Source organism: Corynebacterium sp. 045007, assembly GCF_040743205.1.
Lineage (GTDB): Bacteria > Actinomycetota > Actinomycetes > Mycobacteriales > Mycobacteriaceae > Corynebacterium > Corynebacterium jeikeium_D.
On the sequence record NZ_JBFLKW010000010.1, the window covers coordinates 60606 to 86274 of the forward strand.

General features: G+C 58.2%; 32 protein-coding genes and 1 pseudogene. 10 read left to right on the top strand and 23 right to left on the bottom strand.

Going from position 1 to position 25669, the window contains the following annotated elements; all coding sequences use genetic code 11:
* Positions 1 to 2: 2 nt before the first annotated feature.
* From AB1Z34_RS06640 to AB1Z34_RS06700, 13 genes are all read right to left on the bottom strand, one after another.
* Positions 3 to 899 carry a major capsid protein gene (locus tag AB1Z34_RS06640; RefSeq protein WP_367158101.1) on the bottom strand — a complete coding sequence of 299 codons (897 nt, stop codon included), beginning with the start codon at positions 897 to 899 and terminating at the stop codon, positions 3 to 5.
* Positions 900 to 1163 (bottom strand): hypothetical protein, encoded by a 264-nt coding sequence (locus tag AB1Z34_RS06645; RefSeq protein ID WP_367158102.1) that lies wholly within the window; start codon positions 1161 to 1163, stop codon positions 900 to 902.
* Positions 1164 to 1165: 2 nt separating this feature from the next.
* Positions 1166 to 1618, bottom strand: a complete 453-nt coding sequence (locus AB1Z34_RS06650) for a hypothetical protein (protein ID WP_141753134.1) — start codon at positions 1616 to 1618, stop codon at positions 1166 to 1168.
* The gene (locus AB1Z34_RS06655) at positions 1587 to 1946 is read right to left on the bottom strand and encodes a helix-turn-helix domain-containing protein (protein ID WP_367158103.1); all 360 of its coding nucleotides are present in this window, start codon (positions 1944 to 1946) and stop codon (positions 1587 to 1589) included. Before AB1Z34_RS06655 ends, AB1Z34_RS06650 begins: the two co-directional genes overlap by 32 nt.
* A 16-nt stretch (positions 1947 to 1962) precedes the next feature.
* Complete coding sequence (locus AB1Z34_RS06660; protein WP_367158104.1) at positions 1963 to 2289, bottom strand: hypothetical protein; 327 nt, start codon at positions 2287 to 2289, stop codon at positions 1963 to 1965.
* Complete coding sequence (locus tag AB1Z34_RS06665; protein WP_187405557.1) at positions 2290 to 2577, bottom strand: WhiB family transcriptional regulator; 288 nt, start codon at positions 2575 to 2577, stop codon at positions 2290 to 2292. It abuts the gene before it with no gap.
* On the bottom strand, positions 2574 to 2759 hold the full coding sequence (locus tag AB1Z34_RS06670; protein ID WP_367158106.1) for a hypothetical protein: 186 nt from the start codon (positions 2757 to 2759) through the stop codon (positions 2574 to 2576). The genes AB1Z34_RS06665 and AB1Z34_RS06670 overlap by 4 nt, the downstream gene beginning before the upstream one ends.
* Positions 2760 to 2761: 2 nt before the next feature.
* Positions 2762 to 4210: an AAA family ATPase gene (locus AB1Z34_RS06675; protein WP_367158107.1), complete on the bottom strand. Its 1449-nt coding sequence runs from the start codon at positions 4208 to 4210 to the stop codon at positions 2762 to 2764.
* A 1-nt stretch (position 4211) separates the two neighbouring features.
* Positions 4212 to 4721, bottom strand: a complete 510-nt coding sequence (locus AB1Z34_RS06680) for a hypothetical protein (protein WP_141747115.1) — start codon at positions 4719 to 4721, stop codon at positions 4212 to 4214.
* 141 nt (positions 4722 to 4862) lie between these two features.
* A complete protein-coding gene (locus AB1Z34_RS06685; protein ID WP_367158108.1) occupies positions 4863 to 4994 on the bottom strand; it encodes a hypothetical protein in 132 nt (43 codons plus the stop codon).
* Positions 4991 to 5311, bottom strand: a complete 321-nt coding sequence (locus AB1Z34_RS06690) for a hypothetical protein (protein WP_367158109.1) — start codon at positions 5309 to 5311, stop codon at positions 4991 to 4993. The genes AB1Z34_RS06685 and AB1Z34_RS06690 overlap by 4 nt, the downstream gene beginning before the upstream one ends.
* An 84-nt stretch (positions 5312 to 5395) precedes the next feature.
* The gene (locus tag AB1Z34_RS06695) at positions 5396 to 5581 is read right to left on the bottom strand and encodes a hypothetical protein (protein ID WP_367158110.1); all 186 of its coding nucleotides are present in this window, start codon (positions 5579 to 5581) and stop codon (positions 5396 to 5398) included.
* 18 nt (positions 5582 to 5599) lie between these two features.
* The gene (locus tag AB1Z34_RS06700) at positions 5600 to 5803 is read right to left on the bottom strand and encodes a helix-turn-helix transcriptional regulator (RefSeq protein WP_367158111.1); all 204 of its coding nucleotides are present in this window, start codon (positions 5801 to 5803) and stop codon (positions 5600 to 5602) included.
* 117 nt (positions 5804 to 5920) lie between these two features.
* Between AB1Z34_RS06700 and AB1Z34_RS06705 the strand changes: the two genes are divergently transcribed.
* The 3 genes and pseudogenes from AB1Z34_RS06705 to xerC all read left to right on the top strand — a co-directional run bounded on the left by AB1Z34_RS06705 (position 5921) and on the right by xerC (position 7993).
* Entirely contained in the window at positions 5921 to 6631 is a 711-nt protein-coding gene (locus tag AB1Z34_RS06705) for a helix-turn-helix domain-containing protein (protein WP_367158112.1), read from the top strand.
* Between the two features lie 195 nt (positions 6632 to 6826).
* A pseudogene (locus tag AB1Z34_RS06710) lies at positions 6827 to 7201 on the top strand (hypothetical protein); the annotation flags it as partial.
* A 48-nt stretch (positions 7202 to 7249) separates the two neighbouring features.
* On the top strand, positions 7250 to 7993 hold the full coding sequence (gene xerC, locus AB1Z34_RS06715) for a tyrosine recombinase XerC (RefSeq protein WP_367158118.1): 744 nt from the start codon (positions 7250 to 7252) through the stop codon (positions 7991 to 7993).
* A 284-nt stretch (positions 7994 to 8277) separates the two neighbouring features.
* Here xerC and AB1Z34_RS06720 read toward each other — a convergent pair whose 3' ends face one another.
* Both AB1Z34_RS06720 and AB1Z34_RS06725 read right to left on the bottom strand, forming a co-directional pair.
* A complete protein-coding gene (locus AB1Z34_RS06720; protein WP_049190697.1) occupies positions 8278 to 9861 on the bottom strand; it encodes a succinic semialdehyde dehydrogenase in 1584 nt (527 codons plus the stop codon).
* Between the two features lie 71 nt (positions 9862 to 9932).
* Entirely contained in the window at positions 9933 to 10265 is a 333-nt protein-coding gene (locus AB1Z34_RS06725; RefSeq protein ID WP_048733964.1) for a hypothetical protein, read from the bottom strand.
* Positions 10266 to 10500: 235 nt separating this feature from the next.
* Between AB1Z34_RS06725 and AB1Z34_RS06730 the strand changes: the two genes are divergently transcribed.
* Positions 10501 to 11328, top strand: a complete 828-nt coding sequence (locus AB1Z34_RS06730; RefSeq protein ID WP_048733966.1) for a Bax inhibitor-1/YccA family protein — start codon at positions 10501 to 10503, stop codon at positions 11326 to 11328.
* Between the two features lie 248 nt (positions 11329 to 11576).
* Here AB1Z34_RS06730 and greA read toward each other — a convergent pair whose 3' ends face one another.
* The gene (gene greA / locus AB1Z34_RS06735; RefSeq protein WP_048733968.1) at positions 11577 to 12089 is read right to left on the bottom strand and encodes a transcription elongation factor GreA; all 513 of its coding nucleotides are present in this window, start codon (positions 12087 to 12089) and stop codon (positions 11577 to 11579) included.
* A 174-nt stretch (positions 12090 to 12263) separates the two neighbouring features.
* Entirely contained in the window at positions 12264 to 12731 is a 468-nt protein-coding gene (locus AB1Z34_RS06740; protein ID WP_048733970.1) for a DUF4307 domain-containing protein, read from the bottom strand.
* A gap of 261 nt (positions 12732 to 12992) precedes the next feature.
* On the opposite strand from AB1Z34_RS06740, the gene mca reads away from it, so the two are divergent.
* The 4 genes from mca (at position 12993) to AB1Z34_RS06760 (ending at position 16388) form a co-directional block, all read left to right on the top strand.
* Complete coding sequence (gene mca / locus AB1Z34_RS06745) at positions 12993 to 13847, top strand: mycothiol conjugate amidase Mca (protein ID WP_049190700.1); 855 nt, start codon at positions 12993 to 12995, stop codon at positions 13845 to 13847.
* A gap of 27 nt (positions 13848 to 13874) precedes the next feature.
* Entirely contained in the window at positions 13875 to 14159 is a 285-nt protein-coding gene (locus AB1Z34_RS06750; protein ID WP_048733974.1) for a hypothetical protein, read from the top strand.
* A 313-nt stretch (positions 14160 to 14472) separates the two neighbouring features.
* Positions 14473 to 15564, top strand: a complete 1092-nt coding sequence (locus AB1Z34_RS06755) for a 3-deoxy-7-phosphoheptulonate synthase (protein ID WP_367158113.1) — start codon at positions 14473 to 14475, stop codon at positions 15562 to 15564.
* 38 nt (positions 15565 to 15602) lie between these two features.
* The gene (locus tag AB1Z34_RS06760; protein WP_016423188.1) at positions 15603 to 16388 is read left to right on the top strand and encodes an isoprenyl transferase; all 786 of its coding nucleotides are present in this window, start codon (positions 15603 to 15605) and stop codon (positions 16386 to 16388) included.
* A gap of 30 nt (positions 16389 to 16418) precedes the next feature.
* On the opposite strand, the gene coaA is transcribed toward AB1Z34_RS06760, so the two are convergent.
* Entirely contained in the window at positions 16419 to 17354 is a 936-nt protein-coding gene (gene coaA / locus AB1Z34_RS06765) for a type I pantothenate kinase (RefSeq protein ID WP_042388837.1), read from the bottom strand.
* Between the two features lie 150 nt (positions 17355 to 17504).
* On the opposite strand from coaA, the gene glyA reads away from it, so the two are divergent.
* Complete coding sequence (glyA, locus tag AB1Z34_RS06770) at positions 17505 to 18806, top strand: serine hydroxymethyltransferase (RefSeq protein ID WP_016423186.1); 1302 nt, start codon at positions 17505 to 17507, stop codon at positions 18804 to 18806.
* 71 nt (positions 18807 to 18877) lie between these two features.
* Here glyA and AB1Z34_RS06775 read toward each other — a convergent pair whose 3' ends face one another.
* Together AB1Z34_RS06775 and AB1Z34_RS06780 are read right to left on the bottom strand one after the other, a co-directional pair.
* A complete protein-coding gene (locus AB1Z34_RS06775; RefSeq protein ID WP_246815947.1) occupies positions 18878 to 20095 on the bottom strand; it encodes an HNH endonuclease signature motif containing protein in 1218 nt (405 codons plus the stop codon).
* A 158-nt stretch (positions 20096 to 20253) separates the two neighbouring features.
* On the bottom strand, positions 20254 to 20811 hold the full coding sequence (locus AB1Z34_RS06780; protein WP_367158114.1) for an N-acetyltransferase family protein: 558 nt from the start codon (positions 20809 to 20811) through the stop codon (positions 20254 to 20256).
* A gap of 80 nt (positions 20812 to 20891) precedes the next feature.
* Here AB1Z34_RS06780 and AB1Z34_RS06785 point away from each other — a divergent pair, with 80 nt between their 5' ends.
* Complete coding sequence (locus tag AB1Z34_RS06785; RefSeq protein WP_367158115.1) at positions 20892 to 21650, top strand: enoyl-CoA hydratase-related protein; 759 nt, start codon at positions 20892 to 20894, stop codon at positions 21648 to 21650.
* A gap of 41 nt (positions 21651 to 21691) precedes the next feature.
* On the opposite strand, the gene metS is transcribed toward AB1Z34_RS06785, so the two are convergent.
* The 3 genes from metS to AB1Z34_RS06800 form a co-directional block, all read right to left on the bottom strand.
* Positions 21692 to 21859 (bottom strand): methionine/alanine import NSS transporter subunit MetS, encoded by a 168-nt coding sequence (metS, locus tag AB1Z34_RS06790; RefSeq protein WP_016423182.1) that lies wholly within the window; start codon positions 21857 to 21859, stop codon positions 21692 to 21694.
* 5 nt (positions 21860 to 21864) lie between these two features.
* Complete coding sequence (locus tag AB1Z34_RS06795; RefSeq protein WP_016423181.1) at positions 21865 to 23475, bottom strand: sodium-dependent transporter; 1611 nt, start codon at positions 23473 to 23475, stop codon at positions 21865 to 21867.
* Between the two features lie 296 nt (positions 23476 to 23771).
* Positions 23772 to 24944 (bottom strand): acyl-CoA dehydrogenase family protein, encoded by a 1173-nt coding sequence (locus AB1Z34_RS06800; RefSeq protein WP_005510658.1) that lies wholly within the window; start codon positions 24942 to 24944, stop codon positions 23772 to 23774.
* Positions 24945 to 25669 lie beyond the last annotated feature (725 nt).

Sequence of the window (25669 nt, forward strand, 5' to 3'; positions counted from 1 at the left end):
TGTTACTCCTTAGAAAATTCGATTACGCCGATAGCGGACGGGGTAGTAATTCCCATGACCGGCATTGCGTATGCCTGCGTCCAGGTCTGTCGGTGTGCCTCATCTCGCCAGGTGGTGACGGTCAGCGGCTCTTCGTACTTGACGAAACCGGCCTTGCCGGGGTCAACGAAGTAAGCCAGATCGTCGGCCACAAAGTTGGTGGAGATCAGGTCAAGGCCGAAGTCTTCGAGCATGGTGCCGAGGTCGGAGCCGTAGACCATTCGCAGGGTCGCCTTCATTGCCGGGGAGACCAGCATCTTGGTGTACTCGATGCCGAGCTCTTGCTGTTCTGCGACTGCGAACAGGTTGGCGATATGGGAGTGAGGGCGGTCGGCGGGCGCGGTGATGGTGGTGGGGTTGCCGTCGAGGACAACGTCCTTCCAGCCGGCGCCGGGGATTGCGAGGGTGTTGGTCTTGTGGGCATCACGGGCGGCTTCGATAGTTTCGATTGCTCGCTGGTTGAGCTTGCGCACAAGAGTGTTGGACAGGACGCGGACGTCGTTGTCGAAGTCGATTGCCTGGTTGCGGCGGCGTGCCTCGTCACTGGTTGCGAACTTGCCGCCGTAGTCTTCGACGCGGGCGAGCTTCGCTTCCGGGCGCTCGCGGTAGACGATGGTGTACTCGTCTCCTGGCATGCGCTGTGCAACATCGTTGTCGGTGTAAAAGTTCTTCTCCGTAGTTTCCGAGTAGATCACGGCGCCACCCTGCACGGGCGAGTTGTCCTGTGAGAAGACGGTCTCGACAATCAGATTCGGGGTTGCCAGTTCTGCGATTCGATGCTCAATGATGGTTGGGTCATTGAGGACGGAATCAACGGTGATAGTGCGGTCGTTGAGATCTGCCGCTCCGGGGTAAAACATTTACTTATCCTTCATTCGCAAGTTGACCATGTGCTCTACGGTGTCTCCTCCGAGACCCGTGAGGTATCCGACGAGCCATGCTCCGAGTAGTTCCGGGTTGCGGTACATCGGAACATGGAAGGCGATGTGAGATGGGATCGTGAAGGCAATTCCCTTGGTTCCTTTATCGTCGGCCTTGAGGTTGATATCAATTGGCGCCATGTCCATTGCTTCGCCGAAGCTCAACATCTTGTGTGGCGGCCTGTTTTCGTTCTTTATAGGCATCGTTATTTCTCCAATAGATCGCGGATATCTTGAAGACTTGTCATTGCTGGCCATTCCGCTCCGAGAAGAGCGAGGCCAGTAAGGCAAAAACGGAATGTTCTGCCTTCGTGTTGGAAGTCGAGGGCGGCTTCGATACTGCGCTGTGGATAGGCTTTTGAGACGTTGTCGTACAACCAACGAGGAAGGTCTACGAGGTCTCCGAGCAGTACGTCACCGGCCTCGCCAGTGCGTAAATTGACCACACGCCCCAGGGAAGGAGAGCCGGAGAAGCGTGGGTCAAAATGTCCGAGGCGGACGGGGATAGCGGGTAGATGTGGTGCTGCTGCGACGGCGGAAGCAAGGTCAGCGCGGGTTATGGCACATTGTCCTGTTTCTGCGTTCCAGGTGCCGACGCGGGCGAGCTCCACATCTGCGATTGAGCAATCACTCGCGGTAGTCGCGGAAGGCCACGACATCACTCCTGTTGAAGACCCAGAAGCCTTGAGGTTTGGAGCCGGGGAGCCTGCCTGCTCTGGCGAGAGCTCGGACGTTGGGCTCGCCACAACCCAAAATTTTGGCGGCTTCGGAGGAAGTGATTTGCTCATACTCCACAGTCTCGCCGGTGTCCTCAATTGGCTTTTGCGTTTTTACGTTGGCGTAAACGGCATTGGCGAAGGCAATCATGCTCGCCGGGATTTTGGCGCCTTGACGGGCGAGAGCTGCGTTCGCTTCAAGTAGAGTTCTGGCGATTTTAGTTGCCTCTTCCGGCGTCAAGATGAAACACGGCTCCTTGTAATGATGCATTCCTAAACAGCTCCTTCTAGTAGTCCAGACACACCGCGATGAGCTCCGGCTTCGTCAGCCCGGCGGCGGGGATACCGAGGGCGGTGGCGTAGTCCTCCCATGCCTTTTTCGGCGCGGTCTTGCGTGGCGGTGCTGGTCGCTGCTCCTGCGGTGTCGGCTCGTCTGGTTCCTTGACAGCGGGAACTTGGTTTCGTGGTGCCGCTTGCTTAGTGGGCTGCTCGGCGGGGCGGGCTGATCCACTGCGGATAAGACGCTCGCCGGTGGTGGCCGTGGTGGTGAAGACGGTGCCCTTCTTAAGGAGAGTGCCGTCGAGGAAGATTGAGGTTAGTGCTGTGAGTTTCATTTAGTTCTCCTTGTTGTTGTCGAGCAGCATTCCTGCCCAAAGTCCTTGTTTGTGGTCATGTTTGAGTTGGCCTGCGACCGTCGTGCATTGAGTGAAGACAGGGCACCTCCGGCACAGGTTGCGGGCTTGGTGGTGGCGGGCTTCGCGCTGCTCCGAGGTTTCGCCATGAACCGTGAGGTCGAATAGGGGAGCGTGGCCTTTGCAGGCGGCTCCGTCGAGTGAGGCGTCGGTGATGGGGCGGAGGCTTGCCGGGAGACGCCTAACCTTCGGGAACGGTGGTGTCTTCACTCGTAGGCCTCCAGGAGGTCGGCAACAGCGTTGGCTAGCTGGATCATCTGGTCTTCGTTGAGCAGCATTGCGCCGTGTGGGGTGCCGAGGAACCACTTGGTTTTATCGCGTGAATCGGGGCGAAGAACGATGCTTAGCCTCCTGTTTGAGTTGACTGCCTTACATTTAATGTGACGCTTCACGACTACTTAGCTCCTTCCACTAGCACGTATTTACCTTCGAAGGTTTGGACGATGAGACCGTCTTCTTCGAGATGCTTCAAGGCGGGATCGAGGTTGTTCTCGGGGTCGAGCTTGGTGGGGATTGAGCCGGTGAGCGCTCGCTTGGAGAGACCTACTTCTGGGCTAAGAGAAGAGAGAATGGTCGAGTACACATCAGGATTGACCGACCTCTTAACACGCATGTCCCTACTGTCCCTACTAGGGTTCAGGGCGCTTTTTACAAGATGTTCTCGCTGTTCAGGGGCGGTTTTTGTAGTAGGGACACTATGATTTCCACTATTTGTAGTGGGGACACTGCATTTATGCAGGTCAGAGACAGTAGGGACAGTAGGGACACCTCTATACGCATTGGGAGACACAGTGTCCCGGCTAGGCAGTGACCACAGCGCGGTTCGAGGCTTAGTCTGCGTGTAATCAGAGACGCCACCGAGCCGCTTAAAAGCACGCTGGACAGTCTTAGCAACCTTGAAGCCAGCCTTGGCCGCTTCCTCTAAGACAAGCTGGCGAGGCACCCCGTTCTTGCCTTCGAGGAAGTCTTCGAGCCAGACCTCACAATCGGTGCGATCCATCTTGTCAACGTCGGAATCTTCAGGTGCGAGAAGGTCGCTGATGCTTCGATTAGAGACACCGTCGAAAACAGCCTTGCCGACGGGAACGGTTTCGCCTTCGATGAGGACGTCAGCGGGCTCGATATGCGCGTCGAGAGTGACGGCATGCGGAGCTAAATTGTGCTTCGTCGTAGAAACAAGCAATTTGCCATCTTCGTCCTTGGCAACTGCGATAACAGAGCGTGCCACTTGGCTCCAGGCAATCGAGCCGGTAATCAGCTTTCCTGTGTCTGCGGACTCTCGCTTACCGAAATGGACTAATCCAAGGAAGACGCACCCTAGTTCGTCGGCAATCCGGTTCATTGGGTCGAGCATGCGGCGGACGGACTCATCGCGGTTGCCGTCGATGCTGGAGGCCATTGCCGACTTCGCGGCGTCGAGGACAATCATGCCGATGTTGTTGTCTTCGATTACTTGGCGAAGGTGGGGAAAGTGAGCGGGGAGGACGAGGCCGGATTCGATGGGGTCTTCGCCGTCGTACTGGAGTTCGATATCAAGGAAGTAGATGCGCTCAAGGTCTGCGTCGGCGGCACGAAGGCGGGGAACAATCGTTGCTTCGCGGCTGTCCTCGGTGTGCAAATAGATGACGTTTAGCGGTTCCTTATTATCAAGGTTGCCTAGGGTGGCGGCTGCAACCCACGCGCATGCAATCGTTGATTTACCGACACCTTCACGACCTCCGAGAAGGGTAAGGCCATTCCACGGAATCATGTTTTCAACGAGCCACTTGGTGCGCTTCGACTTCACTGTCGATGCCTGCACGAGGTTAAAGACAGTCTTCGGGGAACGATCTGGGGCGGTCATTCTAGGCCACCTTCTTCAGGCGTTGGTTCGGGTGCTCGATACGCACAAACAAGTCAATCTCTGGCTGATAAACCTCCTGGAGCGAAGTTTGAATAGTCTCCAGCGGCGCGGTCTTCGTCTCCTTGATTAAGCGACTGAAGATTGCGCAAGTCTCGGCGCGGAACCTGTCTTCTCGAAGGCTCTTAGCGAGCGGAAACGCCATGTCTCCAGTGGACTGGTCAGTAGCGATATCTAGGATTGCAAGCTGGACGCCACGGCCAAATTCGCCGTTCATCGAACCATTAGCGACCGATTGATCGTGAAGAGCTAGACCAAGTGCTTCGCGCCCGTCGATAGTGTCCAGGCCGGGAATCTCCAGTAAGGTCTTGTAGACGATTCGGAAAGGTTCTGTGGTGAAGTCTTCCGCTTCGACGCTTTCCAGTGCCTGCCGGCGAAGGCCGGGGGCGAGATCGAGCACTGCCGAAAGGAACTGTGTACCTCGGTAGCTGGTCTTCTGTGAGGGTGAACTCACCAATCCTCCTAAAAGCTCGGAGTCTGCATCTGATTTGAAGAGGGACTGCGGAAGCTCAATCCCTGCTCCCGGTCGGAGAATCGAACTCCGTCAAACGAACCATTCCGGGAAACCCTGCTTATCGTTGTGTCACAGCAGCGTTTAAGCGCTTTCCGTTTTTACGGCGGCGTAAAGAAGACTGGTGACGTCGAGGTGTGCGAGCAGGGTGGCCGCGTCCTCGACAAGTGCTTTGTCGGCCTCGTCGAGAAGCTCGGTGCAAACAACAGCGGTCATTCGTTGGCCTCCCAACGGTCGGCCATGTCGAGTGCTATGTCTGCCGGAATGGGGAACTTTGGCCAATGGCCTTTCATCTCTTTTTCCAGGCGGGCGATTGTCTCGCACTTCGGGCAGGGGTAGAACTCAATGGGACCGGTGTAGGTTTTGATATCGATGATTCGGCCCTTCGGGATGAAGTGGCCGCAAGCCATATATTCGCCAGCGTCAGTAACGCGGAAAAGCGTATGTGATGCGCTGCGGCGTGGCCTTTTCGATTTCGCCTCCGTCTTCTTATCGGAGATATGTTCGAATCCTGTGGTATTCTTGTTGTGCATCTTTCGAGATGTTCCTTCCGTCTCCTGGTTCGGGATTGGGTAGAGGATTAGCGTCTTGCCGTGTCGGCGGTGAGGCGCTTTTTCTTACTTCCGGGTGGCCACTTCGTAGTCGGCGTTAGCGATTCTGAAGTCAATGAGAGCACCGGCGACAGCTTCGTCAGCATTGATGTTCTCGCCGTTCTCGGCTGCCCGAAGGACGGCGAGGGCGAGGGTTATGGCACTGTCGGCGCGGAAGAGGGTGAGCTCTTCGGTGGTGTACTGGTTCGGCATTGTGGTTCTCCTTTTTGGTTAGGCGGCGTCGGCGGGTAGTTCGTCGAGGCCGAGTAGGTCGAGTAGTGGCTTCGCTGGAATCACGTAGCGGCCACCAATCTTGATGACTTGAGTAGGGAAATCGTTGTCCCGGATTGCGGCATAGGCCCCACTTTTTGAAACTCCCAGGATCTCCGCGGCCTGTGCGACGGTGATGGTCTTATGTCTGAATGGTGTATTCATTCCCAATATCCTTACTTAATGTTCCCTACTGGAGACTTGAATCCATTTATTTGCTCCAAAAGCGAGCATAGCAGGGTGCTCCGTATTCATGCAAGGGTTCCTGATAAACTTTCTGATATGGAGCAGAGCAGTGAAGGGCAATCCACACAGAAGACTGGAAAAGAGTGGGCGCTAAGTCGGTCTGCGCAATTTGGCGAGGCGGTAGCTCGTGCAAGAAAAAAAATGGGATTAACTGCGGTCGAGCTTTCAAATCGAACTCGCGAAATCGGCTACCCCATTACCCGCGCCACGATTGCAAAAATTGAGAGCAACAGTCGAAGCGGAAAATTTGATGTTTCGGAAGTAGTTACTCTTGCGACAGCGCTTGAAATAGCTCCACTTGACCTCATCTTTCCGGGGCATCCGGATATGAAGATTCAAGTTGTCCCCCGGGCGGAGCTTTCCTCTGAAGAGGCGTGGGGATGGGCTTGGGGAGACGAGTTTGGGCACACTTATGACCAGTGGGCTGCCGTGCATCGTCCGAGGCTAACTATGGAGCATGAGCGGGCGAGGGCGGTCGATGCATTCAATAAGGCGAAGGCGGCATTTGAAGCCCGATTTGACCCTCAGTCTGCGTCGGCAGAGTTCGGCTGGTTTTTGGCCGACCTGGGCTCGTTGTCATCATTTGAGCCCAATAGCAAGGCTCCGGGAGAACTAACGACCTTTAGCCAGCGTGTTGTCAATGAAGAATATGACCAACTACGGGAGCTCCGCGAAAGAATCATTGAACTAGGCGGATACGTAGAAGAACCCGGCTGGCTGGGAACTATCAAGACGGTTCCGTTCTAAAAGTCTCATTCGAAAGTGCAGCAAAAGGCGCTTCTGGACTTTCTTAATAAGTGGCTTTGGAAGTCGCCGGAAGGTGAGTAGCCCTTCCTGTATAAGCACTGTCGAAAGTGTCGAAAGTATAGAAAACGCAGGTCAACACACAAAAATAGTTTTCGACAGCAGTGTCGAAAGTGTAGAAAAGGAGCCACCGGAACAATGGCACGCGGACGGCCTGCACTCAAACCAGGAACTCACGGCGAGATCACTTACGACAATCCAGCACCACGGAAATGGAAGACCTTTGCCCGACTACGGCTTTACGATGGACGCATTGTCAAAGTAAAGGCCACAGCCGACACAAAATCTAACGCCCGCGACGCCCTCGAAAAGAGATGTGCAGAGCGACTAGGCACTGCAAACGCCACTGAAATAACCCCCACGACAAAATTATCTGAACTGCTATCTCGGTGGCTAGAACAGCACGACGTCACGGAGCGGTCGAGGGGCATCTACGAAACAGCCATATCGAAGCACATCAACCCGGGGCTCGGAGAGCTTCGACTAAATGAATTGAGTCCTCCACTCATACAGGTTTTCATCGACGCCCAAACTCCCGGCGTGGCCCCGACATGTCGGTCTGTGCTATCGAATGCACTCAATTACGCGGTACGAGTAGGCGCTATCCAGTCGAGTCCGTGGCGAGCGATTACGCTACCAAAAACGGAAGCAAAGGCCGTTGAAATTATCAGCAAGACAGAAGAAGAAGCGTACATCGCAGCAGTTAGACGATGGTGTACCGGGCTAGATCCGAATCAGGAAGACGATGAGGAACCGGCAGGGAGGTCAGGTCGTGGCGGTGGCCTAACCAACATTATGCGCGTGATCGCTGGCTCCGGTGTACGCACCTCGGAGGCGTTGGGGCTTCGTATTCAGGACGTAGACCCGAAAGCGCGGAGAATAACTGTGTGTGGGCAGTCAACAGCGCGCGGAACTCGCACGCCTGTTTTGAAGAACAGGACAAGTAGGTTCTCGCACCGCGTTATCAGCATTACGCAGGACGCAGCCGACGCGATTCAAGAGCAGTTAGAAGACGATGCTGTGCAGTTTTGGGGTGAGCCGTTGTTTCCGTCGAGGAATGGCACGTATCGGACTGCGAATAATCTCAATCGCGATTTGCGTGATGCCACGGAGCGTTTACGCGAAGATCTAAAGCATGACATTGTGCCGAAGAATTTCCGGACGACTGTAGGCACCAGAATTCGGGATAAATACGGTGTCGATGCTGCGCAGTTACATCTTGGGCATGCAACTAATGCGGTGACACAGAAGTATTACTTGGCGGCTCCGGAGGAGATAGCCGACTATATGAGTGGCCTTGAGTAGTTAATCGTCGATATGGAATGGCCAGGTGAGGAAAGTGTAACGCTGGAGCCTGGGGGCTAAAAAGGGGCTGATAATAATCGTAATTGTCACTTCTTTACCGCACTGAAAAAACTATAAAGACGCCCGGCCTGCACTAATAGGAATCGTTCGACAAGGAAAAATTAGCCAGAACGGCTATCTTTCACCCTTTCAGTGTGGGTTCGAGTCCCACTGGGGGCACCAAAAGGCCAGGTCAGAGAGTTTTCTGACCTGGCCTTTTGCTATTTGTGCGCGCTACATGCGGATTACGGCAGGACGTTGAACTTCTTGCCGAGGACAAGCGCCGTATTGAACACCTTCGAGTACAGCTCACGCGGCATCTGCGGCATCGACACCGGGGAAAGACGCTGCACGGTCACTGTCTGCTCATCGGTGTACTTCAGCAGGCCGCCCGCTGCTTGACGGCGGCCCACACCCGAATCCTTGAAACCACCCATCGGGGCATCGACAGACGCGAAAGCCGCAGCAAAACCATCGTTGACATTGACGGTGCCGGCCTCAAGCTGTGGAGCCAGCTCCTTTGCTCGACGCGGGGAGGTCCACAGTGAAGCGTTGAGGCCATAACGGGAATCGTTGGACTTGGCGATAGCCTCGTGGACATCCGAGACACGCTGGAGGACTACCACCGGGCCGAATACCTCTTCGGTCAGCAGGGCGACGCCCTCCGGGACGTCGGTAAGCACGGTCGGTTCGTAGAACAGCGGTCCCAGATCCGGGCGAGGACGACCGCCGGCCAGCACGGTGGCGCCGGCCTCGATGGCCTCGTCGACCATGGACTTGACGATGTCGAACTGGCCCTGCGACTGCAGACAGCCCATCTCGGTTTCCCATTCGTAGCCAGCGCCGATGGACATTGCCTTCACGCGGTCGGTGAATGCCGGGACGAATTCGTCCCAGACGGAGTCCACGACATAGATTCGCTCAATGGACACGCACAGGTGACCGGAGTTGGTGAAACAGCCGATGCGTGCGCCCTCGACCGCGCGGTTGATGTTGGCATCTTCGGCGACAATCAACGGGTTCTTGCCGCCGAGCTCCGCGGAGAAACTAATCAGGCGCTCGCCGCACTGCTGCGCCAGCGAGCGGCCGGTCTCGGAGGAGCCGGTGAACATCAGGAAGTCACACTGGCCGACAATGCCCTGGCCGACAACGCGACCGGGACCTGGAATGACCTGGAAGAGATCCTCCGGAAGGCCAGCGCGGTAGAGCAAATCGACAGCGAAGAGAGCGGTAAACGGAGTGGTGCTGTCCGGCTTGAGCACGATGGCGTTACCGGCCATCAGTGCAGCCAGCGCATCGGAAACCGCGAGGGTCAGTGGGTAGTTCCACGGAGCAATAACACCGACGACGCCCTTTGGGTGGTGGTAGACGGTGGTCTTGGAAAGTACCGGGACAGCGCCGTGTGCTCGCTTCGGCTCAAGCAGTTTCGGGCCCTGATTGCCGTAGTAGCGGGCGGTGATAGCTGTGTGTACGAGCTCCTCGTGGGCACTGGCGCGGTTTTTACCGGTCTCGGCCTGCAGCAGGTCCAGCACCTGGTCGCAGTGGGTAAAGAGCAGGTCGTGGAAGTGGTGCAGCACTTCGCCGCGCTTTTCCGGCGCCATGCGGGCCCACTTCTTCTGCGCGGCACGGGCACGCTTGAAGGCCTCGTCGACATCGGCCTGGGTACCGACAGGAATCTGCGCCAGCTCCTGGCCGGTAAATGGTGCCGAGATAGTGGCGGTCTTCGACTTATCAGCTACCGTGACGCGCTGAAGAAGGCGGGCAACGAGCTCGTCGTTAAGCGGATTGCGGATGGTAGTTCGGTTTGTCGTAGCAGTAGATGCTGTCATGGCACAGATACTACTGTTGCGCGGCGCCCCGAGATAGTAAATTTGGCAAAACTACAAAAACTTAGAAAACTTTAGTAAGTAGTCCAGCCCATCCGACGGTTGCGGTCCGGGTCGCGCGGGCCATCGTTGCCGAACTCGAACGGTTCGTGGCCGTCGACATCGCCGTAACGCATCTCCGGGTCATCATCCAGATCGTCGTCGACGTCGATGTCCGGCTTTTCCTCGGCCAACCGCTTGCCGAGAGTGTCATGCGGAGAAGCGCCCCGCCAGCGGTCCGGCGGATCCATTACATAATTCTCGCCATCACCGGTGAGGAAGTCGCCATCGAGTCCCTCTGAGCCATCGAGCGTGGTCTCGTCGAAATCACCAGTGGTATCCGGATCGTAGTCAAGGCCATCAGACATCTTGACCAACCTCCTGTTTCATAATCACTCATGTGGTGCCCACGCCTGGCGACTGTGAGTTTTTCCGCGATTACAAAATCACCGCCAGCAGGCGAGGAATTACCTTGATACTAACTGTTTTTCAGGGGTGGGAACAATACCTTTACATCGCCCGTTGTAGAAAGTGTAGGCAAACGTAAGCGCGTGTGCCTGAATACAAAACGTAAGAAAAACTGAGAAAAGAAAGAAGGACGACGTGCGCGAAAGCAGCAATCCTGCATTCAGTTCACTTACTAAGACCGTCGCCCGCGGACAGGCGGGCGCACATCACTACGGCCAAGGTCAGATGGGCGCTGGCTACGGGGATAACCCGTACCAGTCGCAGGTTGCCGCCGACTACCGTCCGATGACGGTCGACGATGTCGTTTCCAAGACCGGCATCACGCTGGCAACCATCATCGTTTTGGCTGCGGTCAATTTCTTCATTGCCGTCAGTGTCTCCACCAGCCTGGCCATGATTCTGACCATTGTCGGCGCCATCGGTGGTCTGATTACTGTTTTGGTTTCCACCTTCGGCAAGAAGTACGGCTCCGCGCCGGTTACCCTCACCTACGCGGCCTTCGAGGGCCTCTTCGTCGGTGGCATCAGCTTCATGTTCACCGCTCCAATTCAGGGCGTTGCCGCTGGTGCGCTGATTATGCAGGCAGTGCTGGCCACCCTGGGTGTCTTCATCGGTATGCTCTTCGTCTACAAGTCGGGCGCTATCCGCGTGACCCCGAAGTTCACCCGTTTTATGAGTGCGGCTCTGATCGGTGTGCTGGTCCTCATGCTGGGCAACCTGGTGCTCTCCCTGTTCGGCCTGGGCTTCCCGCTGCGTGACGGCGGCATGCTGTCGATCATCTTCTCGCTGGTCTGCATCGGCCTGGCAGCCTTCAGCTTCCTGATTGACTTCGATCAGGCTGATCGCCTGGTTCGCGCTGGCGCTCCGGCTCAGTACGCCTGGGGTGTCGCCCTCGGCCTGGCTGTGACCCTGGTCTGGCTCTACACCGAGATTCTGCGTCTGCTGTCCTACTTCAGGGACTAAACGCTAGAAAACTAACTAACGCACAAGCGCCGGTTAGCCCGTTATTACGGGTGGCCGGCGCTTTGTTGTTGGAAGTCGACATATTGACCGATCAGGCTGTTCAGTGTGACGTCGTAAAGCGCGTTATTGAAGCGGGAGAGGGCACAAAAAATGGACCGATAGGCCATATGGGCTTCTATCGGTCCAAGAATCGGGCACTGTGGCCCGAAGTTGCCGCCTGGGTTGAGGCGGTCTAACGCCGGGAGCGCTTAGGCGTCCATCTCCGGGTCGTACGGCTCAGCCTTGACCACAGTGACAGACACTTCGTCGCCACTCGGGGAAGCGTAAGTGCGGGTCTCGCCCTCCTTAGCGCCGACCAGAGCCTTGCCCAGCGGGGAATCGGTGGAGTAGGTCTCCAGGTTCGGGTTGGAGGAGTCAGCGCCACGGGTACCGATGAGGAAGGTCTCGGTGTCGTCTTCGTCGCCGTCGTAGTAGACGTGGACCACGGTGCCGACCAGAGCCACACCGGACTCCTGCGGGATCTCGCCGACGGTGGCGCGCTGCAGCAGGTCTTCGAGGTAGCGGATGCGCGCCTCTTCCTGTCCCTGCTGCTCACGAGCGGCATCGTAGCCGGCGTTTTCCTTCAAGTCGCCCTCTTCGCGGCGCTCGTTAATCTCGGCGGCGATGACCGGGCGGTTTTCGTATAGCGCCTCAAGCTCGGCCTTGAGCTTGTCGTAGGACTCCTGGGTGAGCCATGGGCTATTGTTCTTTGCCTCAGTCATGGTTCCTCCTGTGTTTTTGGCTATTTAATACAAAAGCGGCCCCGCGTGGGGCCGTCGGCTGCGTCACAGGATAGCACTGTCACGCCACATGGCAATAACAGGCGCGTCGGAGTGTTGTTGCGCACGCTTTACGACGTGCCGTGAAAGCGCATAATCCTCAGTTGCGAAAGGCGGTTACTTAGCAGGTGCGAGGAACTCCGGAATGTCGGTGGAGCAGCCGTAGACATCGCCTGCGACGGCCAACTCGCGGGTGGCAATGGGGACGTCCATACGCACCGTAGCGGGGCCGCCGCCCGGAATGAATACGTCGCGACGGCCGACCTCTGCCACGTCATAGTTCAGCGCGTAGATAATGCAGTAGCTATCCAGCTCCGGCTTTTCGCGGGTGACGTCCAGGGTGAAGATGAACTGCTCATCTTCCTTACCTGGAGTGCGGCTCCAGCCCGCTTGCGTTGCAGAGACATCCGGGGCGGAGACGCGGTTCATCTGAACGAAGATGTATGCGCCGGCGATGACGAGCATGCCAACAATAGCGATGACAACCAATTTTGCGGGGAGAGTGCGACTGTTGTCCCCATAGCGCTCGCGCTGCCCGTTAGGCGCTGCGGTATTTCGGGTGTTTCGCTCCGAACTTTCAGCCATGCTTTTTAGCCTATCGGAGTTCTTGGTCGACGTGGTAAAATGTTGACAGTTAAACAATCTTTCTGGTGTGGCGCAGTGTCCTGCTGCTATGTTGTTCCACCGAGTAGCGATGCTGCGTGGTCATATGATGGTGCAGCGCTATAGTGGGGCGGTATTGAAACGGTGCTGTAGTAGCATCGTTGCGGTCGAAGGGCCCCGGCCTCGGCCAGAAAACATGGACTGAGATAGTAGCGGGAGTGACTTCAATTGGCACTTCGTCTGATGGCAATTCACGCTCATCCTGATGACGAATCGAGCAAGGGCGCCGCAACAATGGCCCGATATGCGGCGGAAGGGCATCGCGTCAAAGTGGTGACCTGCACCGGCGGTGAGGCCGGTAGCATTCTCAACCCGGCGATGGATCGGCCGGAGGTGCGGGAGAATATCGCCGCGGTGCGCGTTCACGAAATGGCTGCAGCCGCTGAGATTCTCGGCGTTGAACATGAGTGGCTCGGCTTTACCGACTCCGGTCTGCCTGCGGGCAACCCGGTGCCGGTGCTGTCGCACGGTGTGTTTGCTCGCCAATCGGTCGAGGATGCGACCAAGCCTCTCATCCGGGCAATCCGCGAGTTCCGTCCGCACGTCGTCATTACTTACGACGAAAACGGTGGCTACCCGCACCCGGACCACATCATGACCCATATCGTGTCCATGCGCGCCTGGTTGGAGTCCGGAACGGATAAGTACCCCGAGCTCGGTGAACCATGGGAGATTTCCAAGCTCTACTACACCCACGGTTTCATCAAGGCGCGCCTCATCGCGCTGGATAACTACTACCGCGACAACGGCTTGGAAAGTCCACTGGCCGAGTCCTTCCGCCGTTGGACTAAGACTCCCGGCGACATCATGACCCGCGTGACCACGCAGGTCGAGTGCGGCGATTACTTCCAGCAGCGGGATCAGGCGCTGCTGGCGCACGCCACGCAGATCGATCCGAACGGGCCATTCTTCGCCGTGCCGGTAGACATTCAGCAGCGCGTTTGGCCGACCGAAGAGTTTGAGCTCGCCCGCACTCGCGTGCAGACTGAGCTGCCAGAGACCGATCTCTTCGCCGGTATCGACCCCGACGCGGAATAGTCCGGAATTAACGCTAAGCTGGAACTCATGATTGAAAGCTTCGATGCCTTGGCGGCTCGCACGACAATTTTTCTGGCGCAGAACCCCACTGGTCCGCGGGGTGCTGACTTCGGTAAGGCCTCTCCTATTGGCCTGCTCATCATTGTCGTTTTGCTCATCGTCATCCTGGCTCTCGGCTGGGATCTCTCGCGGCGCGCGAAGCGCATGGCCGCCCGCCGGAAGTTTGCCGAGGCGCACGGTATGGATCCCTTTGATTCCGAGGCCGTGGATAAAGCGATGGCTGCAGCAGAGCAGCGTCGTGAAGCGGAGTAGTTAGCGTCAAGGCATGTGCTCGCCGCTTGACGACGGGCGATGTGTGCACCCCTGATTGCGTCCCATGTGGCGGGATTTGGAGTTCGAATTGCGGGATTCTAGGCAGTGCGCTACAGTCAAGCACATGCGTATGTGGCGATTTTATTTTTCGAAGGCTCCGGAGGCAGTGACGACATAGTCACAGCCGGCGGCTAATCGTCACGTCGCCACCAACCGGAGCCAAAGGCAGCAGCCCCAACCAATCGGGGCGCTGCCTTTTGTCGTATCTACAGCCAAAATGCGCAACTAATCACCCAGAGAAAAGAGACCTCAGATGACCCCTCCAACTTCCCTCGAAGCCCCCGCCTCGACCGCGAACCGCCGCGTCGTAGCCTTCCACGACCTGCCCTCCCCAGAAGAGGTCATGGCCAAACAGCCACTGACCCCAAACCTGGTTAACGAGGTAGAGCAGTCGCGACTCGACGTCGCCCGCGTCATCGCCCGTGAAGACGATCGTCTGCTGGTCGTTGTCGGCCCGTGCTCCATTCACGACCCTGAGGCCGCCATCGACTACGCCCGCCGCCTGAAGGCCACCGCCGATGAGCTCGACGAGGACCTGCTGGTCGTCATGCGCGTCTACTTCGAAAAGCCGCGCACCACCGTCGGCTGGAAGGGACTCATCAACGACCCCGACCTGGATAGCTCCTTCAAAATCAACAAGGGCCTGCACATGGCCCGCGAGGTACTCATCGAGGTCCTGCGCACCGGCCTGCCCGCCGGCGCCGAATTCCTCGAGCCCAACAGCCCGCAGTACATCGCCGACGCCGTCTCCTGGGGTGCGATTGGTGCGCGCACCACGGAGTCGCAGGTCCACCGCCAGCTCGCTTCCGGACTTTCCATGCCCATCGGCTTCAAAAACGGCACCGACGGCAACGTCCAGGTCGCCGTGGACTCGCTGGTGTCTGCAGCAAACCCGCACTTCTTCTTCGGTATGAACGACCAGGGCCGCGCCGCCGTCGTCGAAACCGCCGGCAACCACAACTGCCACATCATCCTCCGCGGCGGCACCTCCGGCCCGAACTGGGACGAAGAATCGCTTAACGACGCCGAAGCGCGCCTGAACAAGGCCGAGCAGACCGTCAGCATCATGGTGGACGCCTCCCACGCCAATTCCGGAAAATCCGAGGTACGCCAGGCCGAGGTCGTTGAGGAGCTCGGCAAGCTCATCGGGGGCGGCGACGAGCGCATCACCGGCATCATGATGGAGTCCTTCCTCGCAGCCGGCGCGCAAAAAATTACCGATGGTCGTAAGGGCCTCGTATACGGCAAGTCCGTCACCGATGCGTGCATGGATTGGGAAACCACCGACCGGCTGCTGCGTACGCTTGCGGCAGAAGTCCGGAAGCGTCGGCAGGCACGCGACTAAGCACAAAGCGGCCGTGCCCATTGGGTAGGGTTACATATGTGAAAGAAAACCAGCCGTCCTCACTCCGGCGGATTGCCTATCCGCTCTACGAGCGCAAACTAGCCCAAGAGCTAGAAGGAAAACCTCGCCCCAAGCACGTTGCCATCATGGCCGATGGCAACCGCCGCTGGGCGAGGGAGGCTGGATTCACCGACGTCAGCCACGGCCACCGCGTCGGCTCCCGCAAAATCGCAGAATTCGTCGGCTGGTGCGCCGAGCAGGAAATCGAGCTGGTCACCATCTACCTGCTCTCCACCGAAAACCTCGGGCGAGACCCCGAAGAGCTGGAGTTACTGTTCGACATCATCGCTGACGTCGTCGACGAATTGGCGCAATCGCCTAACGACGTGCGCCTGCGCATGGTCGGCCACCTCGAGCTCCTTCCGGAAAGAATGACCGCCCGGCTGCGTCACGACGAAGAAGTCACCGCGAACAACACCGGCATCCAGGTCAACATTGCCGTTGGCTACGGCGGCCGGCAGGAAATCGTCGACGCAGTACGCAGAATCATCCGGGAATCAGTCGCCGAGGGAATCGATGCTTCCGAGCTTGAGGAGCGCATCACCACCGATGCCATTTCTCGTCGCCTCTACACATCCGGACAACCGGACCCCGATCTAGTCATCCGCACTTCCGGAGAACAGCGGCTCAGCGGCTTCCTCCTCTGGCAAACCGCCTACTCCGAGATTTGGTTCACCGATACCTACTGGCCCGAGTTCCGCCGCATCGACTTCCTCCGCGCACTTCGAGACTTTTCGCAGCGCTCACGCCGCTTCGGCAAATAACCTCTCTACATCCGGAAAAATTTCCGGATGTTAGAGTTTGCGCATCCGGACCCTCGAAACCTTGTGGTCCCGAGACTTCGTCAGAACTAATGACGCACGCACTCGAGTGGGCAGAATATTTTCCGTCAGGTTCGGCAAGTTCACCTGCTGCCAAATGCGTCGGGCCACCTCGGCCGCAGCTTCGTCGTCAAGCGTGGCGTAATCCGCGAAGTGCGCGCCCGGAGCGCGAAACGCTGTCTGGCGGAGACGGAGGAAACGGCTGATGTACCAACGCTCGATGTCCGCGCGCGGGGCATCGACGTAGACACTGAAATCGAAAAGATCGGAAATCATCAGCGTCGGGCCCGTCTGCAAAACGTTGAGCCCCTCGAGAATGAGAATGTCCGGACGGTCAACATCGACGAACTCATCCGGCACCCGGTCATAGAGCGTGTGTGAATACACCGGCGCCTTCACATGCCGCGCCCCCGACTTCACCGCCGTGACAAACCGCATCAACGCACGCTGATCATACGACTCCGGATACCCCTTGCGCTGCATAATCCCACGGCGATTCAATTCCTCAGAAGGGTAGAGGAAGCCATCAGTAGTAACCAAGTCCACCCGCGGATTAGTCTCCCAGCGCTCGAGCAGGACCTGCAGCAAACGCGCCGTCGTTGACTTGCCGACCGCCACCGAACCCGCGACGCCGATAATAAACGGCACCGACGCCCCCTTCGAAGGATTTTCCCCAAGGAAGTTCGACGTTACGGCGTTCAGCTCCCGATGCGCCGCCACACGCATGTGAATCAGACGAGAAAGCGGAAGATAGACCTCGGCGACTTCGTCCAGGTCGATGTTTTCACCGATACCGGAAAGTCGTTCAGCTTCCTCTTCCGTCAGCACCAGAGGCATATTCTTGCGCATTTCGCGCCACTGCTCGCGTTTGAACTCGACGTACGGGCTGGGGGATGTTGCGCGCGTCATACTTCCAATTGTGCCAAGGGGGTGCCGAAAACCGGAAAACGAGTCAATAAAGGGGGCATACCTGAATGGTGCTGCTTTCGTGGTTTGCCCCATAAAGGGCTAGCATGGCCTGTGGCATTGAAGTTTCATTGAAAGGTCGAAAACCTACTCATGACCGGGTCTAACAATAACGATGTCCGCTACCAATCGCTGCGTGAACTCGATCCCGACCTCGCAGAGGCAATGGCAGGGGAGCTCTCTCGTCAGCGTGACATGCTCGAAATGATTGCCAGTGAGAACTTTGTTCCACGTGCAGTGCTGCAAGCTCAGGGCTCGGTTCTGACCAACAAGTACGCCGAAGGCTACCCGGGTCGTCGTTACTACGGTGGCTGCGAATACGTCGACGTCGTCGAGGACATGGCTCGCGACCGCGCCAAGGAGCTCTTCGGCGCTGAGTTCGCCAACGTTCAGCCACACGCAGGTGCGCAGGCAAACGCTGCCGTTCTGCATGCGCTGATCAACGCCGGTGACAAGATTATGGGCCTCGACCTGGCACACGGCGGTCACCTGACCCACGGCATGAAGCTGAACTTCTCCGGCAAGCTCTACCACGTCGCCGCATACGGTGTGGACAAGGACACCATGCGGATCGATATGGACAAGGTGCGTGAGCAGGCGCTCGCAGAAAAGCCGGATGTTCTCATCGCAGGTTGGTCGGCGTACCCGCGCCACCTCGACTTCGAAGCTTTCCGTTCCATCGCCGATGAGGTCGGTGCGAAGCTGTGGACGGACATGGCGCACTTCGCAGGCCTGGTTGCCGCCGGTCTGCACCCGTCGCCGGTTCCGCATTCTGACGTTGTGTCGACCACCGTTCACAAAACCCTCGGTGGTCCACGTTCGGGCATGATTTTGGCCAAGCAGGAGTACGCCAAGAAGCTGAACTCCGCTGTTTTCCCGGGGCAGCAGGGTGGCCCGCTGATGCACGCCATCGCCGGCAAGGCCGTGGCGCTGAAGATTGCTGGTACCGAGGAGTTCAAGGAGCGCCAGGAGCGCACTCTCGCTGGTGCCCGCATTCTGGCTGAGCGTCTCACCGCTTCCGACTGCGCCGAGGCTGGCGTCGATGTTCTCACTGGCGGCACCGATGTCCACCTGGTTCTGGCGGATCTGCGCAATTCTGAGATGAACGGCCAGGAGGCCGAGGATCTGCTCCACGCTGTTGGCATTACCGTCAACCGCAATGCTGTTCCGTTTGACCCGCGTCCTCCGATGGTTACATCCGGACTTCGTATCGGTACTCCGGCGCTGGCCACCCGTGGTCTCGACGAGAAGGCCTTCACCGAGGTCGCCGATGTCATCGGTACTGCTCTCGCCGCCGGCAAGAATGCGGATGTTGACTCCCTGCGTGCTCGTGTTTCGAAGATTGCTCAGGAATTCCCGCTTTACGACGGTATCGAGGACTGGAACCTCATCTAAATCTGCGTTTTTGCAGCGCAAGTACCCGTTCTAGCAGTGCGCTAGGACGGGTTTTCCCGTACATCCGGGTTTTAGTCCGGAGGTGGTGGCTCCGGCCCGAGCTGTTTCGTCGTGCCCGCCCGGTATCCGGCGTAGGACCTCCCGGACATTGATGTCACAAATGAGTTGCTAAACAGCGGCGGCCGAGTCTTGTCAGGTGGGCGCCATCGAATATGTCCGGATGTGGGGATGCGTTCGAGGTGGCCGTTGCGTCCTTCCCGGTCGTCGTCGTTAAGCCCGTTGTGTTCGCGGCAGACCATGGTGAGGTTGTCCAGCGTGGTTGTGCCGCCGTGCTTGTGGGCGACTAGGTGGTGCGCTTGTCCGCTATAGGCGGGGCGTTCACAGCCGGGCCAGGCGCAGATGGGGTTGTCGATGAGCATCGCGATGCGCTGCTCTTCAGTCGCCAGGCGGGGGTTGCCGATGGGAAATAAGTCCGTAATGGCGCTGTGTTCGTCGTAAAGCACGGCCCACCCGGTGTCGGCGAGTAGGGCGTTAAGGAAGACGTCGGGGGCGAGCGCGGAGCCGTTGGTGGTGGCGGCGAATCGCGGGCTGTAGTCGATGAGGTCTTGTGCGGTGATGATGATGGCGGGTTGGTAGCGCATTTCATCGAGCTTGTCGACGGGCGTTGCGGCATCGGCATGCTCGAGGCGCTCGGCAAGCGCTTGGCCGACGCAGCGGTCGTGGGAAAACTCCGGATGGGACTTCCGGATTTCTGCGGCACGGATGGTAAGCGGCGACAGGAGATTGTCGAGCATATCCGAGGGGCCGGAGATGTGGAAGTGCTTCATTCCCCGGATGTCTACCTTCCGGGAAAATCGGGCGCGCAGATGCTGGGGTGGCTCGTCTTCGGTGTTGAGCTCGGTGAGAGTTTCCCGCATGTAGAGATCGAGTTCTTCGAAGCCGAGGCGTTCGGCGGCAGCGACGAATGTGAGGCGGAGGTTGTCGTGGAGTTCGGCGTTGTTGGCTTGGCGGCTGCGCTTGTCGATAAGCACGCAGGTGTCCAGGCTGAGGCCGAGCTGGCGCGCAAGGGCGGTGGCATCTTCGCGGGCTTTGGTGTTTTCCTCGGTGTCAGCGGGTTGGAGGTAGTGGGCGGCGACGCGTAGCAAAAGCCGGAGGCGCGCCGGGTCAAGGCCGAGGGTTGCCGCCAGGTGGGAGGTGGCGTCGTGGCCGTCGGGACGCGCGGCGTGGAGTTCCGCCAGCGTGTCCATTCCGCGCGAGGCCAGTGCGGCGAGCGTCCCAAGAACTGTCATGCCTTTGAAGGTAAAAGTCCGGATGTAGGGGGACAACGCCTATGGGGGCAGGCTGTGGATAAGTCAGCCGGTTTAGCAGTTATCCACATCCGGACTTTTCACCGCGCAAACGCAGCGCAGCTGCACCGCCGTACCGCCGCACCACGCGCTGCCGTCTGTTACGCCCCGAAGTCACGCAGGGCGCTGCCGGTGAGGCGGAAGGTGTCCCATTCGTCCATGGGGAAGGCGCCGAGGGAGCGGTAGAAATCGATGGAGGGTTGATTCCACTTCAGGACGCACCACTCGACACGTGAGTAGCCTCGCTCCACGGCAATTCGCGCGAGGTTCTGCAGCAGTGCTTTGCCCTTGCCCGTGCCGCGTGCCTCGGGACGGACGTAGAGGTCTTCGAGGTAGATGCCGTGGGTGCCTTCCCAGGTGGAGTAGTTGAGGAACCACAGTGCAATGCCGTCGAGGCGCGGGCTGCCTCCAACACCGCCAACACCGCCAGCAACACCACCAACAACGCCATCACCGCCACCGGCGCCGTCGTCCAAATTTCCGGATGTGGAGTCGACGACGTGGCAGAAAATCGCAGGGTTGTCCCCGAAGAGCTGTTCGCGCAGGCGCTCGGGGGTCAGTCGGACGGCATCGGGTTCTTTTTCGTAGGCCGCCAGGTCTTTGATGAGGTCGACGATCTCGTGGACGTCGTCAGGCGTGGCGGGGCGTGGAAGTGTCATGTGTCCCTTGTTACTCGCGGCGGGTGATTTGGTGCAAAAGTGCGTCCGAGGCGGGGGAGATTGCGATAACCTGCGAGGTTATGAGCAACGTTACTCAAGACTTTTCCGACGGCATTCTAGCCATCACCATCGACCGCCCGGATGCCTATAACTCCCTGGATAAGAATCTCCGCTTGGAGCTGAAAGCCGCGTTTGAGCGTGCGCAGGAGCCGGATGTGCGCGCTGTTATCCTGCTCGGCGGGCCGAAGGCGTTTTGTACGGGCCAGGACTTGAAGGAGCACATTTCTGACCTGCAGTCCGGCGCCGGCATGGGCAAGGTTGTCGAGGAGTACAACCCGATGGTCGCGGAGCTGACCGCGATTAACGTTCCGGTTATTGCCGCTATCGAAGGTGCTGCGGCGGGTGCCGGCTGGTCGCTGGCGCTGCACTGTGATTTCCGTATCGCCGGCCCGAAGGCGTCGTTCAAGGCGGCGTTCCCGTCGATTGGCCTGGCCACGGACTGTGGCATGTCGGCGCTGCTGCCGCGTATGGTCAGCGACGCGAAGGCGCGTGAGCTGTTGTTCTTCGATAAGAAGGTGCTTGCCGACGAGGCCCTGAGCCTCGGCCTGGTCACTGAAGTGGTGGATAATCCAGCGACTCGGGCACGCGAGTTGGCTGCCCAGTTTGCGGCGGGGCCGACGGCCGCGCTGAAGGAGATTAAGGCTCTGCTGCGCCGGGATACCTTGTCTGCTGCTGCGGCGGAGGCGGACGCGCAGGCTCGTTTGGCGGTCTCGACCGACCATAAGGAAGCGGTGGCCGCGTTCTTGGAGAAGCGACCACCGCATTTCGTAGGTGAGTAAGTCAGATACCTGGAGTGGCAGGGAAGAGATAGTAGTGAAAACTACTGCTCTTCCTGTGCTCCTAGTACTTCACTGGTGAGTTCTGGGTGATCTCCCAGCTCACCGGAAACCTCGTCAGGGTGCTTGGATAGGCTGATCAGCGAGACCGCCAGACCGCCCCAGATGACGATGATGAACAGTGCCATCATGACAATTGCGATACCGGACATTTGGCTTAAACCTCCTCGGTTTCCGGAGTGTGCTTGCGTGGCAGGTGTGAGGACCGCTTGAAATCTGGCGTCACACCGAAGTCCGAGCCCGGAGGGCCATCGAGACGGTGTTGGCCGCGCCAAGGCAGGATGGCCATAATCAGAGCGCCGATGAGAATCACGCCGATGACACCCCAGCCAAAGATGTCGATTTGGGTGTCGGAGTAGCCTTCGTAGTTTTCCCGGAAAAGTCCAATGAGCTCCTGGAACAGGATGACGGCGAGAATGACCGGCGTGATGTTTCCGACGAAGATCTGCCACATGGTGCCGACCTTGAACGAGGAGACGGCGTTGAGGTGCATGGCGAACTCGTTGGTGCGGCGCAGGATCCAGTCGATTGCGATGATGGTCAGCAGTGCAACCAGGACGATGCCGACGTTGTTGGTGAACTTATCTACGATGTCGAGGGTTACCAGACCTGAGGTGGTCGGGAAGGCCAGCAGCGAGATGACGGCCATGGCGCCGCCGACGGTGAGGGTGGCCTGGACGCGGCCGAGGTTCAGCTTGTCCTTGACTGCGGAGACGACGACCTCGAGCAGCGACATCAGGGAGGTCACACCGGCGATTGCCAGGGAGAGGAAGAACAGCAGGCCGAAGACGGAGCCGATGAGCTTTGGCATCTCAGAGATGACCGTCGGGAAGGCGATGAAGGCAAGACCAATACCGGAGGTTGCGACCTCGTCAACGGCCTGACCCGACTGCGCCGCCATGAAGCCCAGGGTGGCGAAGACACCGATACCGGCGAGAACCTCGAAGGAGGAGTTTGCGAACGCGGTGACCAGGCCGGAACCGGTGAGGTTCGTGCGTGGCTTCAGGTAGGAGGCGTAGGTCAGCATAATGCCGAAGGCCACGGACAGGGAGAAGAAGATCTGGCCGTAGGCGGCAATCCATACGCTGGAGTCAGTGAGTGCGGACCAGTCTGGGGTGAAGAATGCGTCCAGGCCCTTTGCAGCGCCGTCGAGCGTCAGGGAGTAGATGACCACTGCGACGAAGAGGATGGTCAACAGTGGGATGAAGATAATCGAGACCTTGCCGATGCCCTTGTCCACACCAGCGGCCAGAATGCCGATGACGAGTACCCAGACAATGAGCAGGACGATGGAAATCGAGGGGACGAAGTCCAGAGAGAAGACGCTCTCGGTGTCTACTTGGAGGAAGTCCTTCATGAAGTGGGTCTCGGCATCTGGGCCCCAGCTCTTGCGGATGGACTTCCAGGCGTAGATGAAGGACCACGCGATAATAACGGCGTAGTAGACGGTAATGAAGAAGGCGATACCGACCTGAATCCAGCCAATTGGCTCAGCCCAGGGCTTGATGCGACGCATCGACTTCGGTGCGGACCCGCGGAAGCGGTGTCCGATGGCGAAGTCGAGGAAGAGCAGTGGGATACCTGCGGTCAGAAGTGCGACCAGGTAGGGGATAAGGAAAGCGCCACCGCCGGAGTCATACGCGACATAGGGGAAACGCCAGATGTTTCCAAGCCCGACTGCCGAGCCGATAGCGGCGAAAATGAAGGCTGCTCGGGTGGAAAACACCTCCCTTCGCTGAGGGGTAGCGGTCGAGTTGGTTGTGCTCATACCTCTGGAACTCCAATCCTTCATCTCCGGTCACGCGCTCGCGCGGCCTAGGAGGGAATTTGGTGAAGTGCATCACCATTACCTAACAGAATCTTAGTATATGAGATGGGTATCTCATTGTATAGTTTCGGTTTTGTAGGGGGTAATGTTTTTTGGTGAGGGGTATGGCACAGGGGAAGGGAGCTCTAATCCAGCCTCGTAAATAATCGCCAGCCACCTACTTTGAGGTATGCAAAAACCCCGCCAGGAAGACCTGACGGGGTTTGGGGCGAATCGGCTAGGCCGACGTGAGCTGTTTACTCTGCGCCGCCCTTGGCGATACGACGGAAGATGATCTCCTTCATGATCTCGTTGGTGCCACCGTAAATGGTCTGGACCTTGGAGTCGAGGTAGTGAGTGGAGATTGGGTACTCGAGCATGAAGCCGTAGCCACCGAACATCTGCAGGCAGCGGGTAACGATATCCTGCTGTTCCTCGGTGGTCCAGTACTTGGCCATGGAAGCGCCGGTCTCGTCCAGCTGGCCTGCGTTGTGAGCCATAACAGCCTGGTCAACGAAAGCCTGCAGGGCGGTGACGCGGGTGGCAATGTCAGCCAGGTAGTGGCCGTGGACCTGGTGCTGGATGATCGGGCGACCGAATGCCTCGCGCTCCTGAGCGTACTTGTAAGCCAGGGTCCAGGCGCGGCGGGAAGTTGCGACAGAGCCGCAAGCCAGGGTCAGGCGCTCGTGAGCGAGGTTGGTGCGCAGGTAGCCGAAGGCAGCGCCCTCTTCGCCGAGCAAGTTCTCGGCCGGAACGCGGACGTTGTCGAAGTTGAGCTCAGCGGTGTCCTGAGCCTTCAGGCCGACCTTCTGCAGCGGGCCAGCCTTGGTGAAGCCCTCGAGATCAGCGTCGACGATGAACATGGAGACGCCAGCGCGGCCCTTGGATGGGTCGGTGATAGCTGCGACGAGAGCGAAGTCGGCCATCATGCCGTTGGAGATGAAGATCTTGGTGCCGTTGAGGACGTAGTGGTCGCCGTCCTTCTTGGCGAAGGTGCGCATACCTGCCAGGTCAGAACCGGCGCCCGGCTCGGTCATAGCGAGGCAGCCGATGGTGTCGCCGGCGTTCATGGAAGCCAGGTACTTCTGCTTCTGCTCTTCGTTACCGAACTTGGCCAGGTACGGAGCGACCAGGTCGTTGAGAACGCCGAAGGAAACGACGATGGAGCCACAGTCAGCGTTGGAGAGCTCCTCGTTCAGGACCTGGTTGTAGCGGAAGTCCATCTCTCCGCCGCCGCCGTATGCCTCCGGGGTGGACATACCAATCAGGCCCAGCTCACCGGCCTTCTTGAAGATTTCGCGGTCCGGCTGACCTTCCTTGTGCCAGCGCTCTACGTTCGGGGTGATTTCCTTCTCGACGAAGCCGCGAACCATGTCGCGGAACATGTTGTGCTCTTCTTCGAAGTGAGTACGGGGCAGAAAGTCCTTCATGACATGCTCCTAGAAATATTGTCGTGGAATTTTTGTCTTAAGGCCTTTTCGTACGTCGCAGATAAACGCTGCAGATAAACGCGATGGCCTCGGTTCATCGTCATAGTGACTATGACTGTTGTACCCCATTATGCATGAGTGTGATGAGAGACACTTGTTTTTTTAAAAGTTTTTTCCCGATTGATGACGTGAAATCGCTTGACGACGGATATTGTGCCCAACCTTCCCGGAAAACTACCCCCGTTGCGGTTGGGGGTGCTATTGAATCCAGACTGTCCCCGACAGTCGGCAATGTTAGGTAATGCTAACCTACAAAGCCAGGTGAATGGCTATTTTTGTCATATCTGACAGGCGGGACCCTGGGGCTTTGGGGTCGATAGGGTAGGCGTTTTGGATGGTCATCATGGGGGTGATTAACGAAACATTCTCGTTTTCTTATTCCCATTAGTGCTGGTGGTAGTTAGTATGAGCATCAGGTGGAGACCGGTTCCCTTGATTATCCGAGCTTCTTCCACTGCAGTCATAGCAACCTCCAATTGCACTCGAAAAAATGACGCGACCTGTGCGCCGTCCCCGTGGAATGGACAGCGAGCAGGTCGCGTTATTTTTATTTTTTATTGCTGCGATTAGGGGGTTAAGGGTCAAAATGTGTGTCTGGCTCGGCGTGTCGCGGGGGTTAGATTTGGCCTTTTTGAATGCCGATTGAGTGGGTGTAGTCGGTGTCG